The sequence below is a fragment of the Methyloradius palustris genome (assembly GCF_019703875.1).
Taxonomy (GTDB): Bacteria; Pseudomonadota; Gammaproteobacteria; order Burkholderiales; family Methylophilaceae; genus Methyloradius; species Methyloradius palustris.
Genome location: NZ_AP024110.1, coordinates 820,514 through 845,677, shown reverse-complemented (window position 1 = coordinate 845,677; position 25,164 = coordinate 820,514). Strand labels below are relative to the sequence as shown.

Here is a 25,164-nt window from a genome sequence, read left to right as displayed (position 1 = left end):
GAGACAGACCTCAATTAAAATTTCTATTCAGCATTGCCTATTTTTTAGAAACGCCCAGATTCATTTTAAGGTTCACCGTTTTCCCATCTCCAACCACTTTGACTGGCTCAGCAATCATCAACTTTTCAGGCGCGAGGCCTGCATTTTTCAGCAGGTAATCTTGAGCTGCTGTTGCCCTGGCTTTAGCCAAGTTGGTCAAATCTGCATCTGTGACATTCGCCGTCAACCTAAGTTGTTGAAGCATGTCAGCATATTTCGGCACATCTTCTGGTTTGGATTTTTTGAAATAGTCTTTGAGCGATTCGAGCGCCTTAAGATTACGGCCCTCGCCTTTGCGCTCCTTGAGCATATTTTCAATGGATGACTGCACTTTGACGTTATTCATATCCAAAGGCCCAGGCTGCTCGCCCTCTTTAAGCTTGATGCCCATATCATTCAATACGTCACGGCGGGTGGCCAGCTCTTGCAGTGCGGCTTTATCGGCGGCGGCATCAAATGCTGGAACAATACTCAAGGTGAGTGATGTGCGCTTGGCCATGCCTTCGGCCACCGACTTCAGTTTTTCCTGTTCTTCTGGCAGCAGCGTTGCCAGGCCTGGGTCAAAACTAATCGCCTCTAATTTATCTGAGCTGACACCAAGCAGATTACCCAGCAGGCGGAATGGCGAAGTCACGATTTTCTCAAATACATTCAGAATGGCTTTCCAGACGATCTTGCCATAGCTGAATTGTGGGTCATCTAGACTGCCCGAGATAGGCAGGTCAAGATCAATCAGTCCATCACTGTCTTCGAGCAAAGCGATTGCCAGATCAAGCGGCAGGTTCATTGCATCGGGGCTATCCACATGTTCGCCCAGCCTTAATTTATTGATGACAAACTTGTTTTCACCTGTCAATTGGCGCTGCTTGATTTTATATTCAAGATCAACCGAGAGCTTGCCAGAATCTATGCGGCGGCCAGCAAACTTGCCTGAATAGGGGGTAAGGCGATTCATCTCAAGGTTATGGAAGCTCAACTTCAGGTCAGTAAAATCAGTGGCGCGGAATGGCTGTAAGGAGCCGCGAATACGCGCAGAGCCAAATTCATCCACTTTGCCATCCATCTCCACCTGTGCGGTGGTATTGGGGTTGGTAGATAGGCCATTAATCACGCCTGTGAGGCTATTGATGTGCGTGCCGAATTGCGGCTTGAGCGAAAGATCAGCAAACTCCAAATTAGCGTTATTCACACTAACGCGGTCAATCGCAATCGGGAATGCCTCTTCTGTAGCGCTCGCAGGTGAAGGGCTCGTTTCAGCAACTGGCGGATTACTTGCTGGCTCTGGTGTGCGCAGGATGCGCTTCACGTTGAGGGTTTTATCTTCGTATATGATGAACTTGCCTGTGGGCTGCTCAATACGCAAGGCATCCATATGCAACTGGTTAGGGGCAATCGCTAACTTGAGTGAGTTACTGGATACTGACTTCCAGCCTAGAAACAAAACATTATCAGGCTCTTCAATGACCGCCAGATTGTTGACGCTGAATCCGCCATTAAACTGCCCTGTGAGCGTCTTTTCGGTTTTGAGCGCCAACTTGCCTTGCGCATTGGCTTGCCCATCATTGAGCTTGAGGTAGGCCGCCTGATTCACATAGGGCGAGAATGGTTTAAGCGCAAGCGCATCTAGTTTGATTTGCAAATCTGCTTTGAGCGGCATGAGCGCCAAGCTACCATTCGCTTCAAACTGCCCGCCCTGTTTGAACTGTGTTTTGAGCTTTAGTGGCAATGGCTTGGCTAAGTCGAGCGAGGCATTATCAAGCTCCAACAAGGTATTTTGTATATCAAACACCACTGGGCTGGGTGTGCTCTTATCTTCAATATGCACACCACTATTTTGCACGGCGAATTTATCTAACGAAACTTTCCATGGCGCTTGGCTAGACGGTTTGGATTGGGTGGCTGGAGTTGATGGTTTGTTGGCAGTTACCTGAGCCAAAGCTGCCTGCCAATTGATAGATTTATCCGCAGCTCTCAGCACCTGGGTTTGCAAGCCAGAAACCAAAAGCTCCGATAACTTCACGCTACTATCTTTTAAGTTGACCGCACCGCTTTGCAGGTTGATTTTGTCAATGCTGGCCATAGACTGCGGGTAGAGCGCGGACTGCACGTTAACTCCACTCAAATCGGCACTCATCGGCTCAATCGCAATGCCTCCATCGGCATTATTGGCACTCAGGCTTAGATTGATATCCTTGATCTCGGCATGCAGCGGATGTACGAAACTTTCATCTTGAAAAGCGGCTTTCAAGTGAGAGAGTTTGAAACTGGCGAGCTCAAATTTGAATGACTTGCTGTCTTTTTTGTCATCGCTTGCTGTGTCTTTAGAGGCTGATACTTCGGCGGACTGGGGGCCAGCAGGCACAAGTTGTTGCCAGTTGATACTGCCATCTTTCAATCTTGTTGCACTCACTTCACCTGCATCAAGCGCTATTTCACCGACTTTTATTTGTTGTGCGGCCAGATCAAAACTCACATCATTCACCGCGGCTTGATTCAACTTAAACAAACTGTCTTTGCCCTGCGTGATTGCCAACTCATTGGTAGTGACTTTCAAGCCCGCAAATTTAAGCTGGGTACCGTTGAGCATTGAGAAATCCAGCGCAGGCAATGTAATTTGGGTTTCGCCAAGTGCCAGATGACCATTACCCTGCACATTCGCTGCAAGATTAGTGACTTTGAGCGTGAGATTTTCAACGCGCGCTTCTGGCACTGGGGGGAGTTCGGCTTGGTCAGACTGTGCTGCGTCTGCTGGCTTGACAGGCACTTTCACCATCGCAAAACGATAGTCCAAATTGGTTTGCAATTCCCCGCCTGTAATCTCGAATGGCAGCGCATGTTGTGTGAGCACCTGCATCAATTTTGCTAAATGGATACCTTCGATCTGTATCGAGCCAGCCGAGGCAATCGGGTTGAGAGAAAGGTCACCTTTCCACTTCAAACTACCACCCTGCTCTGGCAGCTTGGCATAAACTAGGTAATCACCACGGTCTTCAGGCAAGGTGGAGAGCCCTTCAAGCTCAAGCCCCAGCGGCTCTAATACGGCCTTGAAGGGCGTTGGTCGATTGCGGTCGGTGTATTGAATATCACCGCCCTCAATCAGAATATGGTCAATCAACAGGCGCGCCATGCCGCCATCATCTGGCTTTTTATCTTCATTCAACTTGGCAATCAGGTCTGCCCAGTTAAGCTTGCCGTCTGGCCCAATATCAAAACTGACTTCAGGTCCAGTCAGGCGAATATCGTTAAGACGCCAGGCAAAATGGAAAATGCCTGCGGTATCTACGTTCAACAACAAGTGCTGAAAGCTGGCCAGTGGCGAGCCATCTAGCTTGCTCAGCTTTAAATTATCAATGGTAAGAATCAGGCTAAATGGGTCAAACTTCACCTGATCTACTGTGATGCGGCTAGCCAGCTTATGCTCCGCCACCCATGGCAACGCGCGCTTGGCAATCGGGTTAACCGCAAAATAGCCAAACAGCAGATAGGCAATGAATAAGCCGGCAATGATTTTGGTGGGTTTGGCCAGAAAATAATGCCTAAGCCGTTGACTACTCAAGTGATTGTTTTTGAATTGCAGTAATTTTTTTTGTAGTTGCTTCATTGCTTCCCCCGCCGAATGCAGCTTAGCTTATGCAGCTAACTCGCCAGCTGTATTGAATGCCTGATATCTAATATCGACTAAGTATATTAGCTTAGTTAGACGCCATCTATCACCCACCCATATTTTTTAATTCGCATGTTCTTGAGGTTGAATTATTACTGGTTTTTCATAGTCATATTGGCTAGCAAATCAATAATAATGAATTCAAAAAATCAAGGGGATTAACATGCAAAACCTGATTCAGATTATTTACATCAGCCGCTCAATATTTCCGTCATCAGATGCCTTTGGTGGGCTTGACCCCAATGTGGCACGCATACTTGCTAAATCACGCACTAATAATCGTAAAGAAGGCTTGGTAGGCGTGCTTTATTTTGGAGATGGCTGTTTTTTCCAGTGCCTGGAAGGCGAGCAAGAAGCGGTTGAAAAACTCTATCAAACCCTGCTTGAAGACCCGCGCCATAAAGACCTGAAACTGCTCTCGCGAAAAGAAATCAGCGAGCGCTCATTCCCTGACTGGTCTATGAAATTCGTGGGAATTGGAACAGAGATGAAGCGACTACTTGCTGGCTATGGTTATAAAAGTTTTGACCCTTACAGCTTTAGCCCTGAAGTCACGCAGGCGGTCATGGGTTTGTTGCACGCTGCCGCCGACCCCACTGAATCGAGCACAATCGCTCCAACCAGCAATACCGAAGTGATTACCCCGCATGGCGATCAATCAGTGCGATGGGCCTTATTCATCTCAATATTCGCATTGCTAGTTGCAACCGCGGCAATGCTGATTGCCGCGGGCATTATCAAGTTACATTAGTGATTTAAAATAGATACAGCTTTAAAGTAGATGTAATACGAACCATGTATAGAGCGGGATACCTACAATCAAGTTAAATGGAAAAGTCAGCGCGAGTGACATACCGACATACAGCGATGGATTAGCTTCTGGAATCGCAAATCGTATGGCTGCAGGCACCGCAATATAAGATGCACTTGCAGCTAAAACCATGAGTAACACGGCATTTCCAGCACTGATATGAAGCCAATGTGCCAACCCTAGTGCAATGCTTGCGTGCAATAAAGGTGCAGCGATCGCATACAAGAATACCCAGACGGATTTGCCTTTTAATCCACTGATATTTCGTGAGGCCAGCAAGCCCATATCTAGCAAGAAAAAAGCCAGCATGCCTTTAAATAAATCACCAGAAAATGGCTGCATCGCAGCTTTGCCTGCTTCGCCAGTCAATAGGCCGATAATCAAGGCACCGATCAACAATACCTGCGCACCATCGGTGAGTGATTCGTGTAGCAATTTACTTAGGCTCACTCCCGCCTTGGATTGAGACTGCGGTGCTAATTGATGGCGAGTTCTATTGGCCAGCAGCACTGCAAGAATAATCGCGGGGGATTCCATCAATGCCATGGCTGCAGCCATGTGACCGCCAAATGGAATGCCTGCATTCTCAAGAAATTGAGTAGCAGTAATAAAAGTGACGGCACTCACTGAACCATAAGTCGCTGCAATCGCCGCGGCATCATAACCACTGACGAATCGCTTGAGTATCTGGTAACCCAGTAGTGGAATAGAAATAGCCAAACCAACTGCACACGCCAAAGTAATTGCCACTTCACCATTAACGCCAGATTTTGCAAGGGCAAAACCACCCTTAAGACCCAGTGACATCAGCAAATATAGTGATAGAAAACGTGATATCTGTGGCGGTATTTCAAGATTGGATTTCATCAATCCCGCCAGTAAACCAAATACGAAAAATAGAATTGCTGGATCTAATAATGTCTTCATTTAAAGCCCCCTGTAGTGTTTGCGGCACGGATACTAACCAGACTATTGAATAGTGTAAAATCAATAATATTTATATAAACCATAGGTTAATACTGATGAATATTACTTTTAGGCAGATGAATGTGTTTCTGGCTGTTGCACAACTTAAAAGTATCACCGCTGCGGCTGAAGCTTGCTACGTCACACAACCGACAGTGTCCATGCAAATGAAGGAGCTCACAGATACCATTGGCTTGCCACTTTACGAGCAAATCGGCAAGCGCCTGCACCTGACAGAAGCGGGTGAATCTCTTGCAGAGACAGCACAAGCCATGACCGAAGAATGGAGCCGCTTTGAACAAACCATAGAAGCGATGAAAGGGCATAAAAAAGGCCGACTGCGCGTAGCCGTTGCCAGCACGGCCAAATACTTTGTACCACGCATACTGGGTGACTTTTGCCACGCTTACCCAGAAGTGGATATCTCACTCGAAGTGCTTAACCGCGATGGCGTGGTTCAACGCCTGAAAGAAAATGCTGATGATCTTTACATTATGTCTATCCCGCCAGAGGACATGGCGCTAGAGAAGCAAGCGTTTATGGAGAACCCGTTAGTCGTCATTGCACCGATCAATCATGCGCTTGCGTATCAAACAGGGTTGAGCCTCAAATCACTTGAAAATGAATCATTTGTGCTGAGAGAGCGTGGCTCTGGCACCAGACTCGCCTGCAACAGACACTTTGAGGAACATCAATTTAAACCCAAAGTCAGGCTGGAGCTGGGCAGCAATGAAGCGATCAAACAAGCAGTAGCTGGCGACCTTGGTTTGGGCGTGATTTCACGACACGCTTTGGCTGGAAAAGCAGAAAATGAAGGCCTAGCCGTACTTGATATTGAGACGTTTCCGATACACGCCAACTGGTGGTTACTATATCCGCAGGGGAAAAAACTTTCGCCCATTGCTAAAGAGTTTATTGCCCATTTACAAGCCACGGCACATAAGCTTTAATTAGATTCCTTTAAATAAATTACCCATATATCGATTTAATATCTTTTATATATCAATATATTGTGGTTTTTCTAAAAATTTCTCTTTCCAAAAAAAATATGCTGGGTTATATTTAATCCACTTCGGTACCTAGAGATTTGTGAGGAGTTTTATCAGAAACTTCAATAACTCTGGGTTTAAAAGGGAATCTGGTGACAAGCGTTTGTATCTGCAACGCTTTAATTCCAGGGCTGCCCCCGCAACTGTAATCAGTGAGTTTGTTGCCAACCAGTGGTCACTGAGATTCTGAACATGGAATCTTGGGAAGGCCGGCAATAAGCAATGACCTGAGAGCCAGGAGACCTGCCGTTAGCAATCTTTTGCTGTTAAATCAGTGAGGATTATTTTTCATAACGTTTGAGGCGGGGTGTCCTCGGCAGATGGTAAGCGACTATTAATTTGTTGCCGGGCATTGGTAACTGGTTCCGCTTACTGCCATGCTGGTCTTTATGGCTATGCAGTATCAAAGCAGTCTGATTGATTCTGTATTGTCGTTCCCGTCCCTTTTACAGGGAGCTTTCCATGGATGATATTCAAGTCGCTACACCGACTGCATCACTTTCCAACTTTAATACTCAAGCACCAAGTTTGCAGGTAATCCGCCGTAATGGCGCCGCTGTTGCCTTTGACCCAGAAAAAATCTCGATTGCCATGAGCAAGGCGTTTCTTGCAGTCGAACATGGCCAAGCTGGCTCAAGCCGCATGCGCGAATTGGTAGCCACGCTAACTCAACAGGTGGTCGCCGCATTGATGCGTCGGCTGCCTGCTGGCGGCGCCGTTCATATTGAGGATATACAAGATCAGGTAGAGTTAGCCTTGATGCGCTCTGGCGAACATGACGTCGCTAGAGCCTACGTGCTGTACCGCGAAAAACGCTCGGCAGAACGCGCCGCTCAGCCGCATGATGCGCCGCAATTACACATCATCATCAATGGCAAACGTGAAGCGCTCAGCTTGGCAAAACTCACTGAAATGGTGGCCGAAGCATGCTTATTCCTTGGCAACGCGGTTAACCCCAAAACGGTGGTCGAGCAAGCTGTGCGCGACTGCTACGACGGCATGCCATTCAATGAAGTACGCCGCGCGCTGATTCTCTCATCACGCAGCCTGATCGAGCGCGAGCCAGCCTACAACTATGTCACTGCACGCCTGCTACTAGACCTGATTCGCGCCGAAGTGCTGGGCGAAGATGTCAATCATGCCGCCATGCAAACCCGTTACGCGGAATACTTCCCGCAATACATCAAAACAGGCATTGAAGCTGGCTTGCTCGATAAACGTCTTGCGCAATTTGACCTCGAGAAAATGGGTCGCGCCTTCGATGCAAACCGCGATTTCCAGTTTGGCTATCTAGGCCTGCAAACCTTGTATGACCGCTACTTTTTACACATTGAAGAGCGCCGTATAGAGTTGCCACAAATATTCTTCATGCGCGTTGCCATGGGCTTGGCAATTAACGAAATCGACCGTGAGAATCGCGCCATCGAGTTCTACAATGTGCTGTCCACCTTTGATTTTATGAGCTCCACGCCCACGTTATTCAACAGCGGCACGCTGCATTCACAGCTTTCATCTTGCTACCTGACGACGGTAAGCGATGACCTTGATGGCATCTATCAAGCTATCAAGGAAAATGCGCTGCTACAGAAATATGCAGGCGGACTGGGCAACGACTGGACGCCAGTGCGCGCTTTAGGCTCACGCATCAAAGGCACTAATGGCAAAAGCCAGGGCGTGATTCCTTTCCTAAAAGTGGTCAATGACACTGCAGTGGCCGTCAATCAAGGCGGTAAACGTAAAGGTGCGGTGTGCGCATATCTTGAAACCTGGCATCTGGATATCGAGGAGTTTCTCGATCTGCGTAAAAACACAGGCGATGACCGCCGCCGCACGCATGACATGAACACTGCACACTGGATCCCCGATTTATTCATGCAGCGCGTGAATGAAAATGGCGAATGGACACTATTCTCACCATCCGACGTACCAGACCTACATGATAAATTCGGCAAGGCTTTTGAATCGACTTATGTTGAATACGAACGCCAAGCCGACCGTGGCGAGATTGCGTTATTCAAGCGAGTATCGGCAACCCAGATGTGGCGCAAAATGCTCTCCATGCTGTTTGAAACTGGCCACCCTTGGATTACCTTTAAAGACCCATGCAATATCCGTTCACCGCAGCAACATGTAGGCGTGGTGCACAGTTCCAACTTGTGTACCGAGATCACCTTGAATACTTCAGCGACAGAAATCGCGGTATGCAACCTCGGCTCCGTCAACCTGATGGCGCATTTGAAAGAAGAAAATGGCGAGCTGGTATTAGACCAGGCCAAACTCAAAGCCACCATCAATGTTGCCATGCGCATGCTGGATAACGTAGTGGATATCAACTTCTACGCAGTGGGACATGCTCGTAACTCGAACTACCGTCACCGCCCGGTCGGTCTCGGCATCATGGGTTTCCAGGACATGCTACATGCGCTCCGTATTCCCTACGCTTCACAACAAGCCGTTGAAATCGCAGACCGTACCATGGAAGCCATTTGCTACAACGCTTATCTGGCGTCGAGTAATCTGGCTGAAGAGCGCGGTGCTTACTCCAGCTTTAAGGGCAGTTTGTGGGACCAAGGCATATTGCCACTTGATACCCTGAACCTGCTATCTGAAGCGCGTGGTGGCAATGTTGAGGTTGATCGCAGCAGCACACTGGACTGGGATGCCTTGCGTGCCCACATCCAGTCGGTTGGTATGCGTAACTCCAACTGCGTGGCGATTGCGCCTACTGCCACTATCTCCAACATCGTCGGCGTGGCAGCGAGCATTGAGCCTGAATATCAGAATCTATACGTAAAATCCAATTTGTCAGGCGAATTTACGGTAGTGAATGAAGGCCTAGTGGCTGAACTGAAAGCCTTAGATATGTGGGATGAAGTCATGATTGCCGACATCAAATATTACGATGGCTCGGTGAAAGCTATAGACCGCATCCCCGCTGAGATTAAGGCCTTATATGCTACGGCTTTTGAAGTTGATCCCACTTGGCTGGTAGAAGCTGCTGCACGTCGCCAAAAATGGATAGACCAAGCGCAATCGCTCAACCTGTATTTTGCGGTTCCATCTGGCAAAAAGCTCAACGATACCTACATGCTGGCCTGGCAACGTGGCCTTAAAACCACCTATTACCTGCGTTCATTGGGTGCAACAGCGGCTGAGAAATCAACGGGCAGTGGCGGCGAACTGAACGCAGTTTCATCATCAGCGCCGGAAGCTTCACCAGAAGAAGCGCCTAAGCAATGCCTTATTGATGATCCAGGTTGTGAGTCTTGCCAGTAAGCATCCGCCAATCAATAAAATATAGGGAAAAATATGCTGTCATTTGAAGAAGAAATCATTGAAGAAACACCTGCTGTCGCAATCACGCCTAAACCAACATTAGTCGCCACCAGCATTGCACCTGCTAACCAACCTTCCGTCTCAGGCCGCGTTAATGCCAACGACAAACGTGTGATTAACGGACAGACTGACGTTAATCAGCTGGTTCCATTTAAGTACCATTGGGCTTGGGATAAATACTTAGCGGGATGCGCCAACCACTGGATGCCGCAAGAAGTCTCCATGAGCCGCGACATTGCACAATGGAAAGACAGCACGGCGTTAACAGAAGATGAACGTCTGATTGTTAAGCGCAATCTCGGGTTTTTCACTACGGCAGATTCGTTGGCCGCGAATAACATTGTGCTCGGTACCTATCGTCACATCACCGCCCCTGAATGCCGTCAGTATCTGTTGCGTCAAGCCTTTGAAGAAGCCATTCACACCCACGCCTATCAATACATCGTAGAAAGTTTGGGTTTGGACGAGAGCGAGATTTTTAATGCATATCAGGAAGTCTCCAGCATCCGAGATAAAGACGAGTTCCTGATTCCTTTCATCTCGATATTGACCGATCCAGAGTTCAAAACTGGCACCATGCTCACTGACCAGCAACTACTTAAATCGCTCATCGTGTTTGCCTGCATCATGGAAGGCTTATTTTTCTACGTCGGCTTTGTGCAGATTCTTGCGCTTGGTCGCCAGAACAAGATGACAGGCGCTGCAGAGCAGTATCAATACATCTTGCGTGATGAATCCATGCATTGCAATTTTGGCATTGACCTCATCAACACCATTAAGCTGGAAAACCCACATCTGTGGAATAACCAGTTCAGGGATGAAATACAGGGATTGATGCAGCAAGCCGTTGAACTGGAATACCGTTACGCTGAAGACACGATGCCACGCGGTGTGCTAGGCCTGAATGCATCCATGTTCAAGGAATACCTGCGCTTTATTGCTAACCGCAGATTGCAGCAGATTGGGGTAGATGTACTTTACCCGGGTGCTGCCAACCCATTCCCTTGGATGAGTGAAATGATAGACCTGAAAAAAGAAAAGAATTTCTTCGAGACGCGCGTCACTGAATATCAAACAGGCGGTGCGTTAAGCTGGGATTAATACAAAAAAGCCATTATCTTGTTATATAAAAGATAATGGCTTTGATTCACAGCAACTTACGTGGATGACTTAATGATGTAATGGCAACCAAACTAATTCACCAGCCTTCATGTCGGGGACTAGTAAATATTTTTCGTCCTGGCTGAGGTCAATGTCCGCAGAAGCCTTGAATCCAGATTTAATGAGCTTAGCCTTGCCATGATGTACCTCATACACCTTGCCATTTTTCCAGTCGCTCACATATATCACACCAGACTTGGTACGTACTAGACCATCGCCGCCGCCAAAACCATCGGCCACTTGGGTCAACGCTTTAGTCTTGATATTTAGCTCATATAAAACACCCGAGAAGAAATCCACATAAAGAATACTCTCGCCGCCTTTGTTAGTGATAATGCCATTGGGGCCTAACACGCGCTTATCATCACTGGCATTGATGGTGAATGTCACCTTACCCTGTGGATTAATGCGATAAATAGCGCCGCCATTGCCTTTGTCTAAATCACCCGTCTCACTGACAAAGAGATTGCCCTGATCATCAGTGGCAAGATCGTTCAGGAATAGTGGTTTTGCAGGAAAATCTTCTGCCGCAGTAAACACCGACCATTTACCGTCAGGCGTAATCTTGATGATGCGGGTTCTATCTGCGACATAGATATCCTGACCGATGACGGCCAAACCCTTAGGGTCATCCAAGCCTGAAGCCAGCACTTTGACTTTGCCATCTTTACCAATTTCGCTAATCTGTCCATCACCTTCCACACCAAAACCATTGATCTCTGAAATCAATATACGACCATCTTTAAGCGCGAGAGCTGATTCAGGTGTTTTAAAACCATCAAGTTTTTTGCTTACAGTAGCATCGGCTTGCGCATAAGAAAAAGTATGCATTAGCGCAGTAGCGAGTAAAATATTTTTCCAGTTCATATTATCTCCAGTCCTAATTTTATTATCGTTGATCAATCAATTATCAATGCCAACTAACAGCGTTTTTGACATTGATTTCAGCCTACAGCCTGACTATAACTAATTAAGTCCGTCGGGGACAGTTATGTAACTCTTTGATTTTAATAACAAGAAAAATAAGATAATTCAAGTCAAAGTCTGTCGGACTTTAATGTAAGTTTTTCCTATGTTCCGCTTAACCATGTTTGATCACCTGGGTCATAAGGGCAAACAATACGTCGGGGCTATTCAGGTAGCCAGACTCCATTCTTTACCCCGATCAATTATTTTCTGGGTATTTTTTTGCTCTCCTTAGACGTCTTAACCCAGCTTAAAAGATACTGGCACAAGAATGTTAAAAGACTTTCCTCTTAGGGAGTCTGGAGGTAACGGAAAAGGAGAAGCTTTTTTTACCATTTCCAATGCCTGTTGATCTAACGATTCTCGATTACTGGATTGAAAGATGCGGCTACGGTATTCAATATTGTCTGGATTATTGGCGACCAGTTGTTCGAGCTTGGTGATGCCTTCATTTCACTTCAAGTCCTTGCGAGTTCTTTAGTTGATCAGGCTGAATGCTGAAGGGCAGTCATAATGCCCCGTAATCTATGTCTAAACCGTGATGAAAAGTTTTGACATGCTTGTATACTTAGCCCTCCATTGATTAGTTTTTGTCCGGTGCGAATTCATATCGCAAAGTTACCCAAGTTGCCCTTGGTGCGCCCGGTGCCAGAAAATTTGCACTTAGCCAGTCGTCCGAATTGTAGTTGTAGCCACCTGGGCCAATGGCTCCATTGATACTAGGTGAGAATGGGTTGCGGCCCAGACGACCTGCACTGAAATACTCTTTGTCGAAGATATTGTTCACGAGCAAAGTCGCTGACCATTCTTTATTAAGCTGATAACTGGTCTGAAAATTCACAACGCCATATCCAGGTACTTTCCCTGGGTTATCGAAAGGTTGGCGTGGCACAGTCACCCCATTGACGGTGTAATATTCCGTTACGCCAGGTTGATGCTGATTATTCTCATTACCGCGTAGGTAGCTCCCAGAGTGGAGCACTGCACTAAGACTCACTCTCCAATTATCTGTAACGTCATAACCGGCATTGAGATTGATGTTATGTAATGGAATCCCTGGCATACGATCACCTGGATGAACAGTGATCTGTTTGAAAGCTTCACTGGCTATACCATTTACGCCTCCTTGCACAGCACTACTGTTATTTTGGGAGATCATATTGAATGTATTTTGGAAAGTGGCATCTGTGAGCGCGTAGTTCACTCCAAAACTCAATCTATCTTTTTTCCCAGAGAATCCGGCCTCTATACCCCTGCGCTGGGTATTCCCAATAGTATCGAAGAAACTGTTCGCACCCCCGACAGTAATTAGATAAATATCATCTTTTAAATCAGTTTGATAGGCACCAATATTCCATTTCATATTTTCACCGATGGTGCCTCGAAAACCTATGTCATAGGTAGTAGCCTTGATTTGAGGCAGATAAGGATCCCCTGACAAAGTGGTAGGTAACGTACAAGAGCGGTTTTCTACAAGGCTCTTGTCTGCATATATGGCACCACCATTTCCTTGTCCCGCATAAACCTGGGTTCTATCGTATGCACAACCCAGCTCAACAACACTTGGAGTACGTGTACCCTGAGCCCAGTTAGTGTAAAAATTTAGTGCTTTAGTTGCCTGCCAACTGAGCCCTAGCGATGGATTGAGTGAATAAAAACTGAATCGCTCTGTTTCTGCCGGCTTTAGCAACTGACTGCCATCACTCAATTTATAACCGGTACTTGGACAGTTGGAGATACTCCCTAGGCAAAGGTTAAAAAAATCGGGGAGTGACACATAATTTGCTAACTCATAGAATGTGAAAGCGGTTCGCGTAGCTACGGTATTTTTTACATTAGTAATGTTGTAGCGAGCTGCGCCAGTAAAGTGCAGCGTGTCTATTGGACTCCAGGTTTCACTTGCATAAAGGCTTTTGGTTGTAGAGGTACCTCCAAAATTATTGTTTGAGATAGGTGTAGTTGCTGCAACATATTGATCACGAATCTGATCTGGTGCGAGATAGGCCATTCGACTGTCGTCCAACAAACCTAGTTGTTGCGTATTTGAATAGGTAGTCTTGGCAATATCTATAGAAGCACCTACCATAAATTTATGTTTATCAAAATTCCAGTTGAGTTGTACTGACCCCCCATCAACCTGTTGGTTGATCCTGTTGTCGGTTATCACTGAAGTTGGCGTGCCCTCAACCACACCTGGTTGACCACTAATATGTCCATCTGGATTTCGGTTAAAATACTGGGGATCTACTAAATCTACTTGTCCGCCTTCACAAACAGCCTTATTTATTGGCGACACAGTAAGCACTACGTGCTTAACCCCATTACTATCGTAGAAAAAATTCTGTGAGGCCTCAAAACCTGTATTGTCTAGGTCAAGCGCATTGGCTCTAAGAGCGTCATATAAAGGCCCAAGCGTAGAATATGAGACGTCCCCATTAGGCAAAACCGTCCCTTGCCCTACAGGCACAGGTATGTTAGCTGAATTGAATAAATTCTGATCAGTTGTGTTTTTCCAGTAATTAAATGATTGTTGTGCCGCTTGCGCATATTCTGATGTCAATGTGCCGTTTTTGGCATTAGGCGCATATAACGCTATTGCGGCTTGAAGGTCGTAGCCTGGATTAGCACCATTTGCCATATAGTCTTGAATAAATGGGTTAGAGCTTGTATCGAATGGATCTGACAACGCGAACACATAGTAGTCGGGAAGATGATAAGAATTAGTACTTAGGAACTGGCAACTCGCCTGCTCTCCGGGTGCTAGATTGCGTAACACTTGTTGAGTATCAGGGAAACCATCAGTATAGGCATCAGCACCTACGGCATGTCGGTTACTGTTCCGACGATAGATTTGGCCAGTGATGCTGAAGTTATCGTTTACAAAGTAATTACTAGAGAGTTGAAACTGGCTAAGTTTATTGTCAGTAGTATCTTCAGAAGTAAATGTCGACGATCGATCCTGCTGATACATTTGGTTAGGGATAAGGCCATTACCAACTAAATTAGTGCCTACTAAAAGAGTACTTAAACTTACATCTAGCTGGTCGCCCCGATAGCTTGCCTTGCCAAACACTTGGTTAACCTTACTTGGGGAATTCTCACGCCAGCCATCTTCCATGAAGAAATTGCCCGCACCAAATAAAGCTACTGTGCCATTGTTCCAGCCTGCTTCTGCCTGAAGATATTTCCGCCCAAAAGAGCCTGTTAGCACTTCGGCACTCATACCTGCATTATTGAATCCGTCCTTTGTTTTCAGCGTAATGGCACCCCCCAGCGTATTCAATCCAAAGATAGGGTTTGAACCTGGAATTACGTCAATCCCAGCAAGTGCATTCATGGGAATCATGTCCCAGTTCACGACATCTCCGAATGGTTCGTTAACACGAACGCCGTCCAGAAACACTGATAATCCCTGGGGGGTACCGATTTGTGGCCCAGCAGTAAAGCCTCTATAAGTGACATCCATTTGGAATGGATTGCCCTGATAGTCATTGACGTTGACTGATTGCAGCTTTTTATTCATCAGATCAGTAATGGATAAGGAGTGGGCTTCTTTGATCTCTTGTGCGCTAATGCTTTGAACATTACCGGGAATTTCTTCCTCGGTCAGTCCCAGACCGGGTAGTGGCCCGACTTCATAAAAACGCTTTGCACGAACGTTAACTGTCTCAAGCTTGATATCTAAGGGCAGGTTTGAATCACCTTTTATTTCTGGAAGTTTCTGTAGGTAATATCCCCCATTACCATCCGAGATTGCCGTTAACCCACTATCTTTTAGGATGGTTTTGAAACCACTATTAATGTCATAAACACCTTTTACTGGGGAAGATGTTTTATTTTGAGTTAATGAAGGGTCAAAAGACAAAGTCACCCCGGCCTTACCTGCAAAGCTAGACAATGCTTGACCAAGTGACCCCATTGGGATGTCGTAATACTTGGTGTTTTCTGGTTTGATCTCTTCCGACATAGCTGGGTAACAAACAACTGAACTCCATACCGACAAACAAACAAAAATTGCCCCTAATCGAATCATTTTCCCCATATCCCTTAAGTACTTATGTAGTTGCTTCAACTTCGCAAACTTTTGCTCCTTACTATCTATGTCAAGCGAGAATGAAAAAGAGGACAAAAATAATTAATTATTTTTGTCCTCTTTTTCCTTAAATCTAAAATGTCGTTTCTGAATCAGTTTTTTGTGATGGAACCCCAATAGCGCGTACGCCAGATAATTTTAATCGGGCGCGTATCCTGGATCATCTCTAATATATGCTCTGGATCTTTAAGTTGAAATGCGCCCGATATAAGTATATTTTTTGATGTCTCATCGCAGGTTAAAACTCCCTTACGGTACCGACTTAATAAACCAATGAAGTCTTCCAGACGCATATTATCTGCATATAGCGTCCCATCAATCCAAGCGCTTGCATTTGGATCAAGGGGCAAAATTGGATCAATTTTAGTGCTGCTAAAAGTAGATTGATTAAGTGCAGGAATGACCACCGAAGATTTGTTGCTTTCTTTTGCTACGACCTCAACAGCACCTTCCATCACAGCTATGGAACTAAAATCCGATTCCAATCTGACAGTAAATACAGTACCTAGGGCTGTTAGGCGACCATGCTTTGTCAAGACAGCTAAAGGTCTATGAAGTTGGTCTTTTGCAGTCTCAACATAAACCTCACCCTTATATAGCTTTATATATCGGTGCTGGTTGTCATAGTCAATATCGACTGCACTATCGGTATTGAGGGTTATCTTGGTACCGTCAGCTAATGCGTAGGTTTTTGTTTCGCCAATGGCAGTAGAGTAATCAGCCGTCCAACTCTGCCATGGCGTCATGCGGTAGGTCAAAAGGCCAGTAGGCGCCGCAATCATAAAGATTGCTAATGGCTTTATAAAAGCACGCCGCTCTAGAGATGTTGGCCGATCCAAAACCATCATGCCAATCCGATTTGGAATTTTCTTGAGCTTTACATTTAACTGCTCTGCATTCTTCCAAGCCATTTCATGAAGTTCGCTCTGTATCCGCCACTCAGCTAATGCCACCTCCTCATCATGACTTAAAGGGCCACGATGCATCTTACTTAGCCAAGAAGCAGCTTCTTTGATCACATCCGGAATATTGGAATGATTATTTGAATTCAATGGGTATCTTTAAAGCATATGTAAAAGACATTGCTCAAAAGCCTGGGCCATATATCTTGTGACTGTGCGGTCAGATATATCCAGCTTGAGAGCAATCTCTGAATAGTTGGCTCCATCCAAATGATGAAGTAAAAATGCCTGCCTTACTTTGACCGGCAACTTATCCAACATGGCATCTATCTCTTGTAGTGTTTCCAAAAGAATGAGTTTATCTTCAGCTGATATTGTTACTTCCAAACCAATATTGGCAAGGGCCTCATTGTATGCCTCCTCCAGATTTTTTCGCTGGAAGTAATTCGATAAAATGCATTTTGCAATTGTTGTCAGGTAAGCACGGGGCTCGTTAATTACTACATCTTCTTGCTCTTTATTCTGACGAGTCAAAACAGAAACGAAAGTATCTTGAGCAAGGTCTGCTGCAACATCAGAAGACGCCAATCTTTTTCGCAACCAACCATGCAGCCATGCATGATGAGAAGAATACATTTCGTTCATCATCAAGTTCATTGACATGCTACTCATATTTTTTACCTATAACAAAATAAAGTTTTTGTATAATCTGCAAAATTCGAGCCTAATACAGTGATAACCTCAACCTATTGTTTTAAATTACTTATTTAATTATCAAAATAATACTTATTGGAAATGGTGGTTACCAGCAACCACCGTTTTCATCTGATGGCTATTTATAACCAACTAATTAATAACCAATTTTCTTGATAAATTATTAATTAAATAAAATGCAGGCTGAGAAGGATATTATTGGTAGGAGGGAAATAGAAATAGGGAATAATTCCCGATAGGAACTAGTGTTATTCCTAACAGAAACTGACTAATGATATTAGTGAAATCCAATAAAAACGATATTGTATTTATTGAGATAAATCTGACAAAATAAACCCCAGTTTCTAAACTTAGAGCAGACTGGGATGAAGTGGAGACTCGCAGTCTTTCATTCTGCTAGGTGATTAGCGGTCAAGATGACGAAACAGCGCTAAAGACAATCTCAAGTGTTTATGAGGGCGGTCTGGATAATCTGAAAAAGATCTCAGAATAAGGCACGAAAACCTATCTCAGGAAATTCACTATCTAATATTCGGGATTATTTCCCTTCTTAACTTATTAGATTGGCAATATATTTAAATTGCTAACTTGACGTGTAATTAGCTTTCTCTTAAATCACCCTAGCAAGCCCCCTTGCTGGGGTGTTTTTTATTGACGTAGCAATATACCTCCGAGCGCCGCATGTAATTAATAATTGCGACACGAAAATAATAAACAACCTGAACAAGTCAACTGGCTTCGTTCTTGGGCTTATCTCTAGTGAAATTGAAACATATAAGATTTGCGCCACAAAGCTACCCACCCCGTATTCGATTTCAAATTACGGCAAAGTATCTAGTAAATTCAGATATTGTTAACAAAGAAACTTTGCCTGTGAGCAAGACTGCTCAAGAAACTGAAGGCTTATTTCAATTCAGCGATGAACAAGACTCACAAACTCTACATTCAAAAAATAAGTAACCGGCAGTTCGCATGGTCAAACTTAACAAACCGCAATTGGTGGCTGTATTTAGCCCAGCTTGGCTGTATACATTCAATATGTTTAGTCGTTAGCATAGAAAGTTGTTTAAGAACAGTGGCTTATTGATTAATTATTTTAGGCATAGTCTTTGCAGTAATTAATAAATCTTTGCCTCATAGCAAACTCTATACATAACTTCTCATTCCAAAGGTTACATGCTCAGCTATCAATCCATCTTGCGTGGTATCAAATCATGATGCAATGGCATGGTGTGGATTTACGCTGGGCATATTCTGATTTGTTACCTAACATTTACCGTCAAACACTATGCAAGCAGAACGCCTTGGATATCCTGCATGATGCTTTGGTGAGATTTGCACTAGCCAAAAATCCTGATCGTACTCAGCGCCCTCATGCTTTTCTGCAGGTGATTGTGCGAAATGTGCTGATTGATGAGCATAACCACCAACGACGTTTAGTGCCTTTAATCACTGATGAGAGCGAAGAAGATAATCTCTCGTTCGCCGATCAACGGTTTACGCCTTCCGCTGAACATTTGGCAGACATACAACAGCGGCTAAAAGCCATGCAACATATGATAGATAACCTACCTCCACGATGTCGTGAGGCTTTTTGGTTGTTTCGTATTGAAGGCCTGGATCAAAGTGAGATAGCCCTTCAGTTAGGCATCACCAGAAATATGGTGCAGCGACATGTGATGCGTGCCATGGTTGAGCTTCTCGAAGCCGAAGACTTAATCCGCTAAGCAGCCATGTTATCTCCTGCTAAAAAGAAAACCCTACGAGAAACAGCCATAAGCTGGTTCATCCGCTTACAGAAACTGGATGCTGAGCATCCTGATCGCACTAAATTTGAAGCTTGGTTAATGGCAAGCCCAAGCCATCAGCAGGTATATTTAGAAGTTGAAGATATCTGGCAAAAACTGGATTCAACACCCCAGCTAGAGCGGTTGACTTCTGCCCTGCAGAAAAAGCAGCAACTCCAACGTTCAAGCAAAATCAAAACAGCATTTACTGCCCTCAGTATTGTCGTTCTTTCAGCGGCCAGTCTATTTGGTTACCAAGCATGGCAATCACAACCGCTTATGCAAATGTCTGCGAGTGCCAATATCGGCGAGGTCGCGGTCAAAGACTTAAATGACGGCAGTAAAATCACCATGAATGCCAATACCAACATTGACATCATTTATTACCGTAATAAACGTCTGGTAAAACTTAATCGTGGTGAAGCGATCTTTGAAGTAGCAAAGGATCCAAACAGGCCATTCGTCGTAGATAGTGGTGATGCCAAAGTCACTGTTCTAGGTACACGCTTTGTTGTGAACCGGCTCAACAACCTAGTCAGAGTGAGCGTTGATCATGGTCGGGTGCAAGTTGAGTCGCAAAGCCAAGATGGCAATGTGATTGGTACTCCGACCATCCTGACCAATGGGGAAGTAGCTGAAGTATTGCCAGCGCAATCACCTCAGCGTGTTTCACGGCCAGCATCCGATGCCTTCACATTCCAGCAAGGCATCATCACGTTTAATAATGCAACGCTGGACGAAATCAGCGAAACGCTCTCACGCTACCGCCAACAACCTGTTCATATTGAATCAGGCTTGAATGTAAAAACAAAAGTCACCGCCATTGTAAAAGCACGCAATGTGGAAAAATTCCTGGATAGTCTTCCAGAAGTTGCACCCGTCAAAGTCGAGTATGGTCAGAACGAAACATTGATAGTTTCTCCAGCCAAAAAATAATTTAATTATTTTCATCATTAGACATCAGTAATATTTTTACTGCAGGGTTAGATAGGTATCAACCATGATTTATTAATTGGGATACCGATGTCTATTCGTACAATTGAAATTGCAAATAGCTGGCCATTAATTTGCAGAACTGCTTTTGCCATATCACTTATAGTTGTCTCCACATGTATTCAAGCTGCTGAGCTCAATACTAATTTACCCCCTGAAAAAGATGGCAATTTCATCGCCCCTATTCGGTTAGATATCCCATCACAGCCTTTAGACGTATCGCTCAAACAGTTTTCAAATGCGACCGGTGTTGATGTCTCGTTTGATAGCGATGTTGCCAGAAACAAAACTGCGCCAGCAATTAAAGGAAGCATGACTCGTAAAGAGGCTTTACACCGATTACTTGCAGGTAGCGGATTGGACGCAGATATCAAAGATGGTAGCGCTGTCATCAGGCCTGTACCGGATAAAGACGCGCTAGATATGAAGCTTGAAGCAGTGACTGTCCGTGCCAAACGTTTCTATGAAGTCGGGCCACTGCCAGGACTTGGACTTACCCTAGATGAAATCCCTGGCAATGTGCAAAGTATCAGCGCGAAAGAAATCAAGGAGTCTCATTCTTTATCCATCACTGACCTGATGAACAAAAAGCTCCAGTCTGTGAATATCAATGACTACCAGGGTAATCCATTCCAGATGGATGTGACTTATCGTGGTTTTACTGCTGGTCCGCAAATCGGTACACCGCAAGGCTTAAGCGTTTTCTTTGACGGCATTCGCGTCAATGAACCATTTGGTGACGTGGTGAACTGGGACATGATCCCCATGAACGCTCTAGCGGGAGTGGATGTGTTTCCTGGCTCTAACCCAATATTTGGCCTAAATACTTTAGGTGGTGCGTTTACCCTTAAAACAAAAGATGGCTTTACCGATGAAGGTTTAGATGCGGAAATATTATCTGGTTCGTTTGGACGTAAACAATTACAAATCGAGAGCGGGTGGAATAATGGCACATTGGCACTGTTTGGAGCAGGTAACTTTTTCTTGGAAGATGGCTTTCGAAAAAACTCACCCAGCAAGGTGAATCAATTCTTTGGCAAAGCCAGTTACCGTGGCGATAAGCTCGATCTTAATTTAAGCACTTTATTGGTGAAAACAGATCTGGTTGGTAATGGCTTATTGCCAAGTGAGGAATACGCGCGAGACTCAAGTAGTGTATTTACAGCCCCTGATACCACTAAGAACAAACTCATACAATTCCAACTCTCAGGAGCATTTCAGGTGAGTGACACATTTAGCGTCACTGGCCAGGTATATCGCAGGAAGAGCGACCGACACTCAATTGGGGCTGATGTATATACTGGATTTTCCGATAGCGAAATATTACAAGAAGCACGCCGAGTCCCTGCACCGGGTGAGCAATGGACATGTCTATTGGACAGCCATAACAAATATGGATTGCCGGATTATTATGTGGTCACTGTAGATAATCCAACAGGGGATTTGTCGGACTTATTTGGTAATAATTTCTTTTTAGATTCTTTGGGAAATAATTTTGTTGGGAATCCCGCCTTACTTCCTCAAGACGTTAATGGAAATCCAATTGGATATAATGCAGATTTGGATCCTGTCTTTGCCAAAAACCTACTTGATGAATTTAATCAAGATAGAAATAAAATTCAGGCAATACTATTTCAAAGAACAGCTAGAGAAACGTTTATTAAGACGCAAGGTCCTGTGACTAGTTATTCAAACGGCCAGGGTTCCTATGCCACAGGCAGCTTTGAAACTCATCTTATTAGTGACGGCTACGCAAATAGTGTGATTTCAACAAGCACACTTGATGAAATCTATTTTTACTCGCCTGATGGTAAGAAAAATTTTGTATATTTTGTATCCCCGAAAAATAATGATACTTGCACAGCGACAAAAGCTTTAGATACCGTTGCGAATGCTAAGGATAATGCATTCGAATATATAGACCCACGAACTGGACATGCCGCTTTTATTGATGGTGCCTTGGATACTGTAGGGATAGCCGGACCAGGAACTGGACCCGGTGTGGTAAGTTATACAGAGCCCATTACTGGAAAAACGTATTACACCCCAACCGCAGTATTTAATGACAATAATATCAATCAAATCGTCAATGGTGCATCAATTCAGCTCAACTGGAACTTAGAGCAACATAAGTTTATGGTCGGGGGCTCGATTGATGCGGCAGATTCCACCTATACCAATACCAGCCAATTAGGCTTTTTGGATGCTAACCGCAATGCATATTTAGCTCCGGACTTGGCAAACCCAGCGTTTGCAGGGGCTGATGTTCCATTAGCTAATAATGATTTCAGTGGAACCAATACCACCAAAAGCATTTATTTTAGTGAAACTTGGACCCCGTTAGATACATGGCATTTCAACACTTCAGCTCGCTACAATATAACTCAAGCAAAAAGTACTATTGCGACACGTACTGAATATGCAGCACTCGGCCTAAATAATCTTATTTCTTATCCAGACTTTTATGCGGTATGCCCAAATGGCGATTGCACTGGAGTTCCTACCGATTTTCACCTCCCCAATTTGAGTGATGTACTTGATAAAGCAGAAACCGAAAAATTCAACTATTACTCGTTTAATCCTTCAATTGGAGCAACTTGGCAAGCTAAAGAAAACTTGAATATCTATACCAATTTGGCCAAAGGTGCCCGTGTACCAAGTGTGGTTGAGTTAGGCTGTGCATTTGATAGAACACCGTATAGCGCTGTAAATTCGACTCCCCGAAGCTTAGTAGAAGGCCGGGAATGCACGCTACCTAATGTACTATCAGGTGACCCTTATTTGAAGCAGATTAAATCAGTTTCTTACGACTTGGGCATGCGTGGAAGCTTTAAAAGTCTACTTGGCGCTGAAGACATTAAATGGAATTTAGGTGCCTATCAAACAAATTTAGCAGATGACATTTATTTTATAGCTGTACCAGGCGGTAATGGTTTTTTTGACAATATCGGTAATACACGTCGCCAAGGTATAGAAGCCGGGTTGTCTGGGCGCAAAGATAGACTTAGTTTTAGTGTTAACTATGGACTCACGGATGCTACCTTCCAAAGTCAATTTCGAGAAATTAGTAATGACAATAGTAGTGCGGTTGATTTACATGATGGATATGGGAGAGCCATAAATGTAAAAAAGGGCGACCGTATGCCCGGCGTTCCATTACAAAATCTAAATGCTAGTATCAACTACGAAATTACTCCCAAATGGAATATGGGAGTCACTGCTGTAATGCATTCTGGAAGCTATGTTCGCGGCAATGAGAATAACGAACATCAACCAGGCGTAAGCAGAACTCGTCAATTAATCGTTGAGAGTCCACCAGGTTCAGGTAATTATATTGTGGCTGATGTGCCACTCCCGCCCACTACCAATCCTGGGAAATTGCCAGGATATGCAACATTTAACCTGCAAACTAGTTATAAATTTAACCCGGAATGGACTGCCACTCTGCAAGTGAATAACTTGCTTGATAAAGAATATTTTAGTGCTGGCCGCTTGGGACGTAACCCATTTTCACCTAGCATTTATGGAGAGATTGGGCCTGATGGATATAATCACAACTCAGGTGATTGGCTCAGCACTAATTTTATTGCGCCAGCAGCTCCAAGAGGTATCTGGGTTAGTTTGCGCTACGAGTTCAGTCCTGACAAGTAAAGCAAAGCTAGAGAATTATGCAAACTCAGTCAGAACAAAACAGCCCTGCCAGTCTCATCCTGATCGTCCGGGAAGTCAGAACCGAAGGTTTTTGTGTGGTGTATTGCAATAGTCTGGTGAGGGATGTGTTGAGTGAGGATGAGTTAGTTAGGCGTATCTACCAGCTAGCATCTTCTGTGGGGCTCAAAGTAAGCTTTAATGCAGAAAAGACCTTATGTATCTTTGAGCAGTATTAAGTGCTGGCAACTTATTCACCGCGTGCCTTTAATCAACAAAGACAAGTTCAACCTGAACGTGACAGCACGTTATATTGGGCGGTTGTCTTATCAGTCTCACTCCACATCATGCTGGCCTTTGTATTACCCAGAATGGACTTTAAGAAAGCGAGTGCTGAGAAGGTGATGACTGTTGAGTTCATGGCGATACAGCCCACAGCAAAGGAAACCACGCCCAACCCTGAACCTGTAGCTGAACAACAGCCACAGCCAGTACCCGACGTCATCAAGCCTAAACCATTAACAAAGCAACCAACCATACAAAAGCCATCGCAGGAGCCATCACCTTCAGCAGTCGTTGAGCCCCAGCAGAGCACTCCCACCACATCAGAATCAGCAAAGCCCACAACACAAACAACGGAAGACGCAAGACCCACCACGAGCGAAACTACCGTAGCTCAAGAATCTAAACCCCAGCCTGCACCCACTCCACCCGATACAAAAGATGCGCGTAATGAATACGGCGCATTGCTCACCCGCGCTATTGAAAAGTACAAGCAATATCCAGCGATTGCCCAAAGACGAGGATGGGAAGGCGAAGTGATTCTTGAGCTACAACTGGATGGTAATGGCAACATGCTGAGTTGCCGTATCTATCAATCGAGCAATAGAGAGTCCCTGGATAATCAAGCGTTGGAGATGGTGAGAAAGGCCTCACCTTTCCCTTTACCACCAACATCATTACGTAGCAAAACGTTTAATATTCTGGTGCCAGTGTCGTTTAAACTGGAGTGAACTATCTTGTTTGCAATTTCAC

At 44.8% G+C, this 25,164-nt stretch carries 16 protein-coding genes and 1 riboswitch; of the genes, 9 read left to right on the top strand and 7 right to left on the bottom strand.

Features of this window, described 5'->3' with window-relative positions:
• Positions 1–37: 37 nt before the first annotated feature.
• Entirely contained in the window at positions 38–3,640 is a 3,603-nt protein-coding gene (locus ZMTM_RS04115) for a DUF748 domain-containing protein (RefSeq protein WP_221765054.1), read from the bottom strand.
• A gap of 226 nt (positions 3,641–3,866) precedes the next feature.
• Here ZMTM_RS04115 and ZMTM_RS04110 point away from each other — a divergent pair, with 226 nt between their 5' ends.
• Complete coding sequence (locus ZMTM_RS04110) at positions 3,867–4,454, top strand: BLUF domain-containing protein (RefSeq protein WP_221765053.1); 588 nt, start codon at positions 3,867–3,869, stop codon at positions 4,452–4,454.
• A 21-nt stretch (positions 4,455–4,475) separates the two neighbouring features.
• Here ZMTM_RS04110 and ZMTM_RS04105 read toward each other — a convergent pair whose 3' ends face one another.
• The gene (locus ZMTM_RS04105; protein WP_221765052.1) at positions 4,476–5,441 is read right to left on the bottom strand and encodes a sodium-dependent bicarbonate transport family permease; all 966 of its coding nucleotides are present in this window, start codon (positions 5,439–5,441) and stop codon (positions 4,476–4,478) included.
• 95 nt (positions 5,442–5,536) lie between these two features.
• On the opposite strand from ZMTM_RS04105, the gene ZMTM_RS04100 reads away from it, so the two are divergent.
• The 3 genes from ZMTM_RS04100 to ZMTM_RS04090 all read left to right on the top strand — a co-directional run bounded on the left by ZMTM_RS04100 (position 5,537) and on the right by ZMTM_RS04090 (position 10,966).
• A complete protein-coding gene (locus ZMTM_RS04100) occupies positions 5,537–6,430 on the top strand; it encodes a LysR family transcriptional regulator (RefSeq protein ID WP_221765051.1) in 894 nt (297 codons plus the stop codon).
• 106 nt (positions 6,431–6,536) lie between these two features.
• A riboswitch (cobalamin riboswitch) is annotated at positions 6,537–6,794 on the top strand.
• Between the two features lie 197 nt (positions 6,795–6,991).
• A complete protein-coding gene (locus ZMTM_RS04095; RefSeq protein WP_221765050.1) occupies positions 6,992–9,805 on the top strand; it encodes a ribonucleoside-diphosphate reductase subunit alpha in 2,814 nt (937 codons plus the stop codon).
• A gap of 33 nt (positions 9,806–9,838) precedes the next feature.
• A complete protein-coding gene (locus ZMTM_RS04090) occupies positions 9,839–10,966 on the top strand; it encodes a ribonucleotide-diphosphate reductase subunit beta (protein ID WP_221765049.1) in 1,128 nt (375 codons plus the stop codon).
• Positions 10,967–11,035: 69 nt separating this feature from the next.
• Here ZMTM_RS04090 and ZMTM_RS04085 read toward each other — a convergent pair whose 3' ends face one another.
• The 5 genes from ZMTM_RS04085 to ZMTM_RS04065 form a co-directional block, all read right to left on the bottom strand.
• Entirely contained in the window at positions 11,036–11,893 is an 858-nt protein-coding gene (locus ZMTM_RS04085) for an SMP-30/gluconolactonase/LRE family protein (protein WP_221765048.1), read from the bottom strand.
• Between the two features lie 339 nt (positions 11,894–12,232).
• Positions 12,233–12,376 (bottom strand): energy transducer TonB family protein, encoded by a 144-nt coding sequence (locus tag ZMTM_RS04080; RefSeq protein ID WP_225907128.1) that lies wholly within the window; start codon positions 12,374–12,376, stop codon positions 12,233–12,235.
• 199 nt (positions 12,377–12,575) lie between these two features.
• Positions 12,576–16,025, bottom strand: coding sequence for a TonB-dependent receptor domain-containing protein (locus ZMTM_RS04075; protein WP_225907089.1), 3,450 nt, complete (start codon positions 16,023–16,025; stop codon positions 12,576–12,578).
• A 152-nt stretch (positions 16,026–16,177) separates the two neighbouring features.
• The gene (locus ZMTM_RS04070) at positions 16,178–17,137 is read right to left on the bottom strand and encodes a FecR domain-containing protein (protein ID WP_221765047.1); all 960 of its coding nucleotides are present in this window, start codon (positions 17,135–17,137) and stop codon (positions 16,178–16,180) included.
• Positions 17,138–17,146: 9 nt separating this feature from the next.
• On the bottom strand, positions 17,147–17,659 hold the full coding sequence (locus ZMTM_RS04065) for a sigma-70 family RNA polymerase sigma factor (RefSeq protein ID WP_221765046.1): 513 nt from the start codon (positions 17,657–17,659) through the stop codon (positions 17,147–17,149).
• A gap of 1,256 nt (positions 17,660–18,915) precedes the next feature.
• On the opposite strand from ZMTM_RS04065, the gene ZMTM_RS04060 reads away from it, so the two are divergent.
• The 5 genes from ZMTM_RS04060 (at position 18,916) to ZMTM_RS04040 (ending at position 25,142) form a co-directional block, all read left to right on the top strand.
• Positions 18,916–19,428, top strand: a complete 513-nt coding sequence (locus ZMTM_RS04060) for an RNA polymerase sigma factor (protein WP_221765045.1) — start codon at positions 18,916–18,918, stop codon at positions 19,426–19,428.
• A gap of 6 nt (positions 19,429–19,434) precedes the next feature.
• The gene (locus ZMTM_RS04055; protein ID WP_221765044.1) at positions 19,435–20,424 is read left to right on the top strand and encodes a FecR family protein; all 990 of its coding nucleotides are present in this window, start codon (positions 19,435–19,437) and stop codon (positions 20,422–20,424) included.
• Positions 20,425–20,511: 87 nt separating this feature from the next.
• Positions 20,512–24,132, top strand: coding sequence for a TonB-dependent receptor domain-containing protein (locus tag ZMTM_RS04050; protein WP_221765043.1), 3,621 nt, complete (start codon positions 20,512–20,514; stop codon positions 24,130–24,132).
• Positions 24,133–24,149: 17 nt separating this feature from the next.
• Positions 24,150–24,368 carry a hypothetical protein gene (locus ZMTM_RS04045; protein ID WP_221765042.1) on the top strand — a complete coding sequence of 73 codons (219 nt, stop codon included), beginning with the start codon at positions 24,150–24,152 and terminating at the stop codon, positions 24,366–24,368.
• Positions 24,369–25,142 (top strand): energy transducer TonB, encoded by a 774-nt coding sequence (locus ZMTM_RS04040; RefSeq protein WP_225907088.1) that lies wholly within the window; start codon positions 24,369–24,371, stop codon positions 25,140–25,142.
• Positions 25,143–25,164: the final 22 nt, after the last annotated feature.

Bases quoted from the DNA above. Each gene is read 5' to 3' on its own strand.
- ZMTM_RS04115 (WP_221765054.1), bottom strand. From the start codon at position 3,640: ATGAAGCAACTACAAAAAAAATTACTGCAATTCAAAAACAATCACTTG.
- ZMTM_RS04110 (WP_221765053.1), top strand. From the start codon at position 3,867: ATGCAAAACCTGATTCAGATTATTTACATCAGCCGCTCAATATTTCCG.
- ZMTM_RS04105 (WP_221765052.1), bottom strand. From the start codon at position 5,441: ATGAAGACATTATTAGATCCAGCAATTCTATTTTTCGTATTTGGTTTA.
- ZMTM_RS04100 (WP_221765051.1), top strand. From the start codon at position 5,537: ATGAATATTACTTTTAGGCAGATGAATGTGTTTCTGGCTGTTGCACAA.
- ZMTM_RS04095 (WP_221765050.1), top strand. From the start codon at position 6,992: ATGGATGATATTCAAGTCGCTACACCGACTGCATCACTTTCCAACTTT.
- ZMTM_RS04090 (WP_221765049.1), top strand. From the start codon at position 9,839: ATGCTGTCATTTGAAGAAGAAATCATTGAAGAAACACCTGCTGTCGCA.
- ZMTM_RS04085 (WP_221765048.1), bottom strand. From the start codon at position 11,893: ATGAACTGGAAAAATATTTTACTCGCTACTGCGCTAATGCATACTTTT.
- ZMTM_RS04075 (WP_225907089.1), bottom strand. From the start codon at position 16,025: ATGATTCGATTAGGGGCAATTTTTGTTTGTTTGTCGGTATGGAGTTCA.
- ZMTM_RS04065 (WP_221765046.1), bottom strand. From the start codon at position 17,659: ATGAGTAGCATGTCAATGAACTTGATGATGAACGAAATGTATTCTTCT.
- ZMTM_RS04060 (WP_221765045.1), top strand. From the start codon at position 18,916: ATGATGCAATGGCATGGTGTGGATTTACGCTGGGCATATTCTGATTTG.
- ZMTM_RS04055 (WP_221765044.1), top strand. From the start codon at position 19,435: ATGTTATCTCCTGCTAAAAAGAAAACCCTACGAGAAACAGCCATAAGC.
- ZMTM_RS04050 (WP_221765043.1), top strand. From the start codon at position 20,512: ATGTCTATTCGTACAATTGAAATTGCAAATAGCTGGCCATTAATTTGC.
- ZMTM_RS04045 (WP_221765042.1), top strand. From the start codon at position 24,150: ATGCAAACTCAGTCAGAACAAAACAGCCCTGCCAGTCTCATCCTGATC.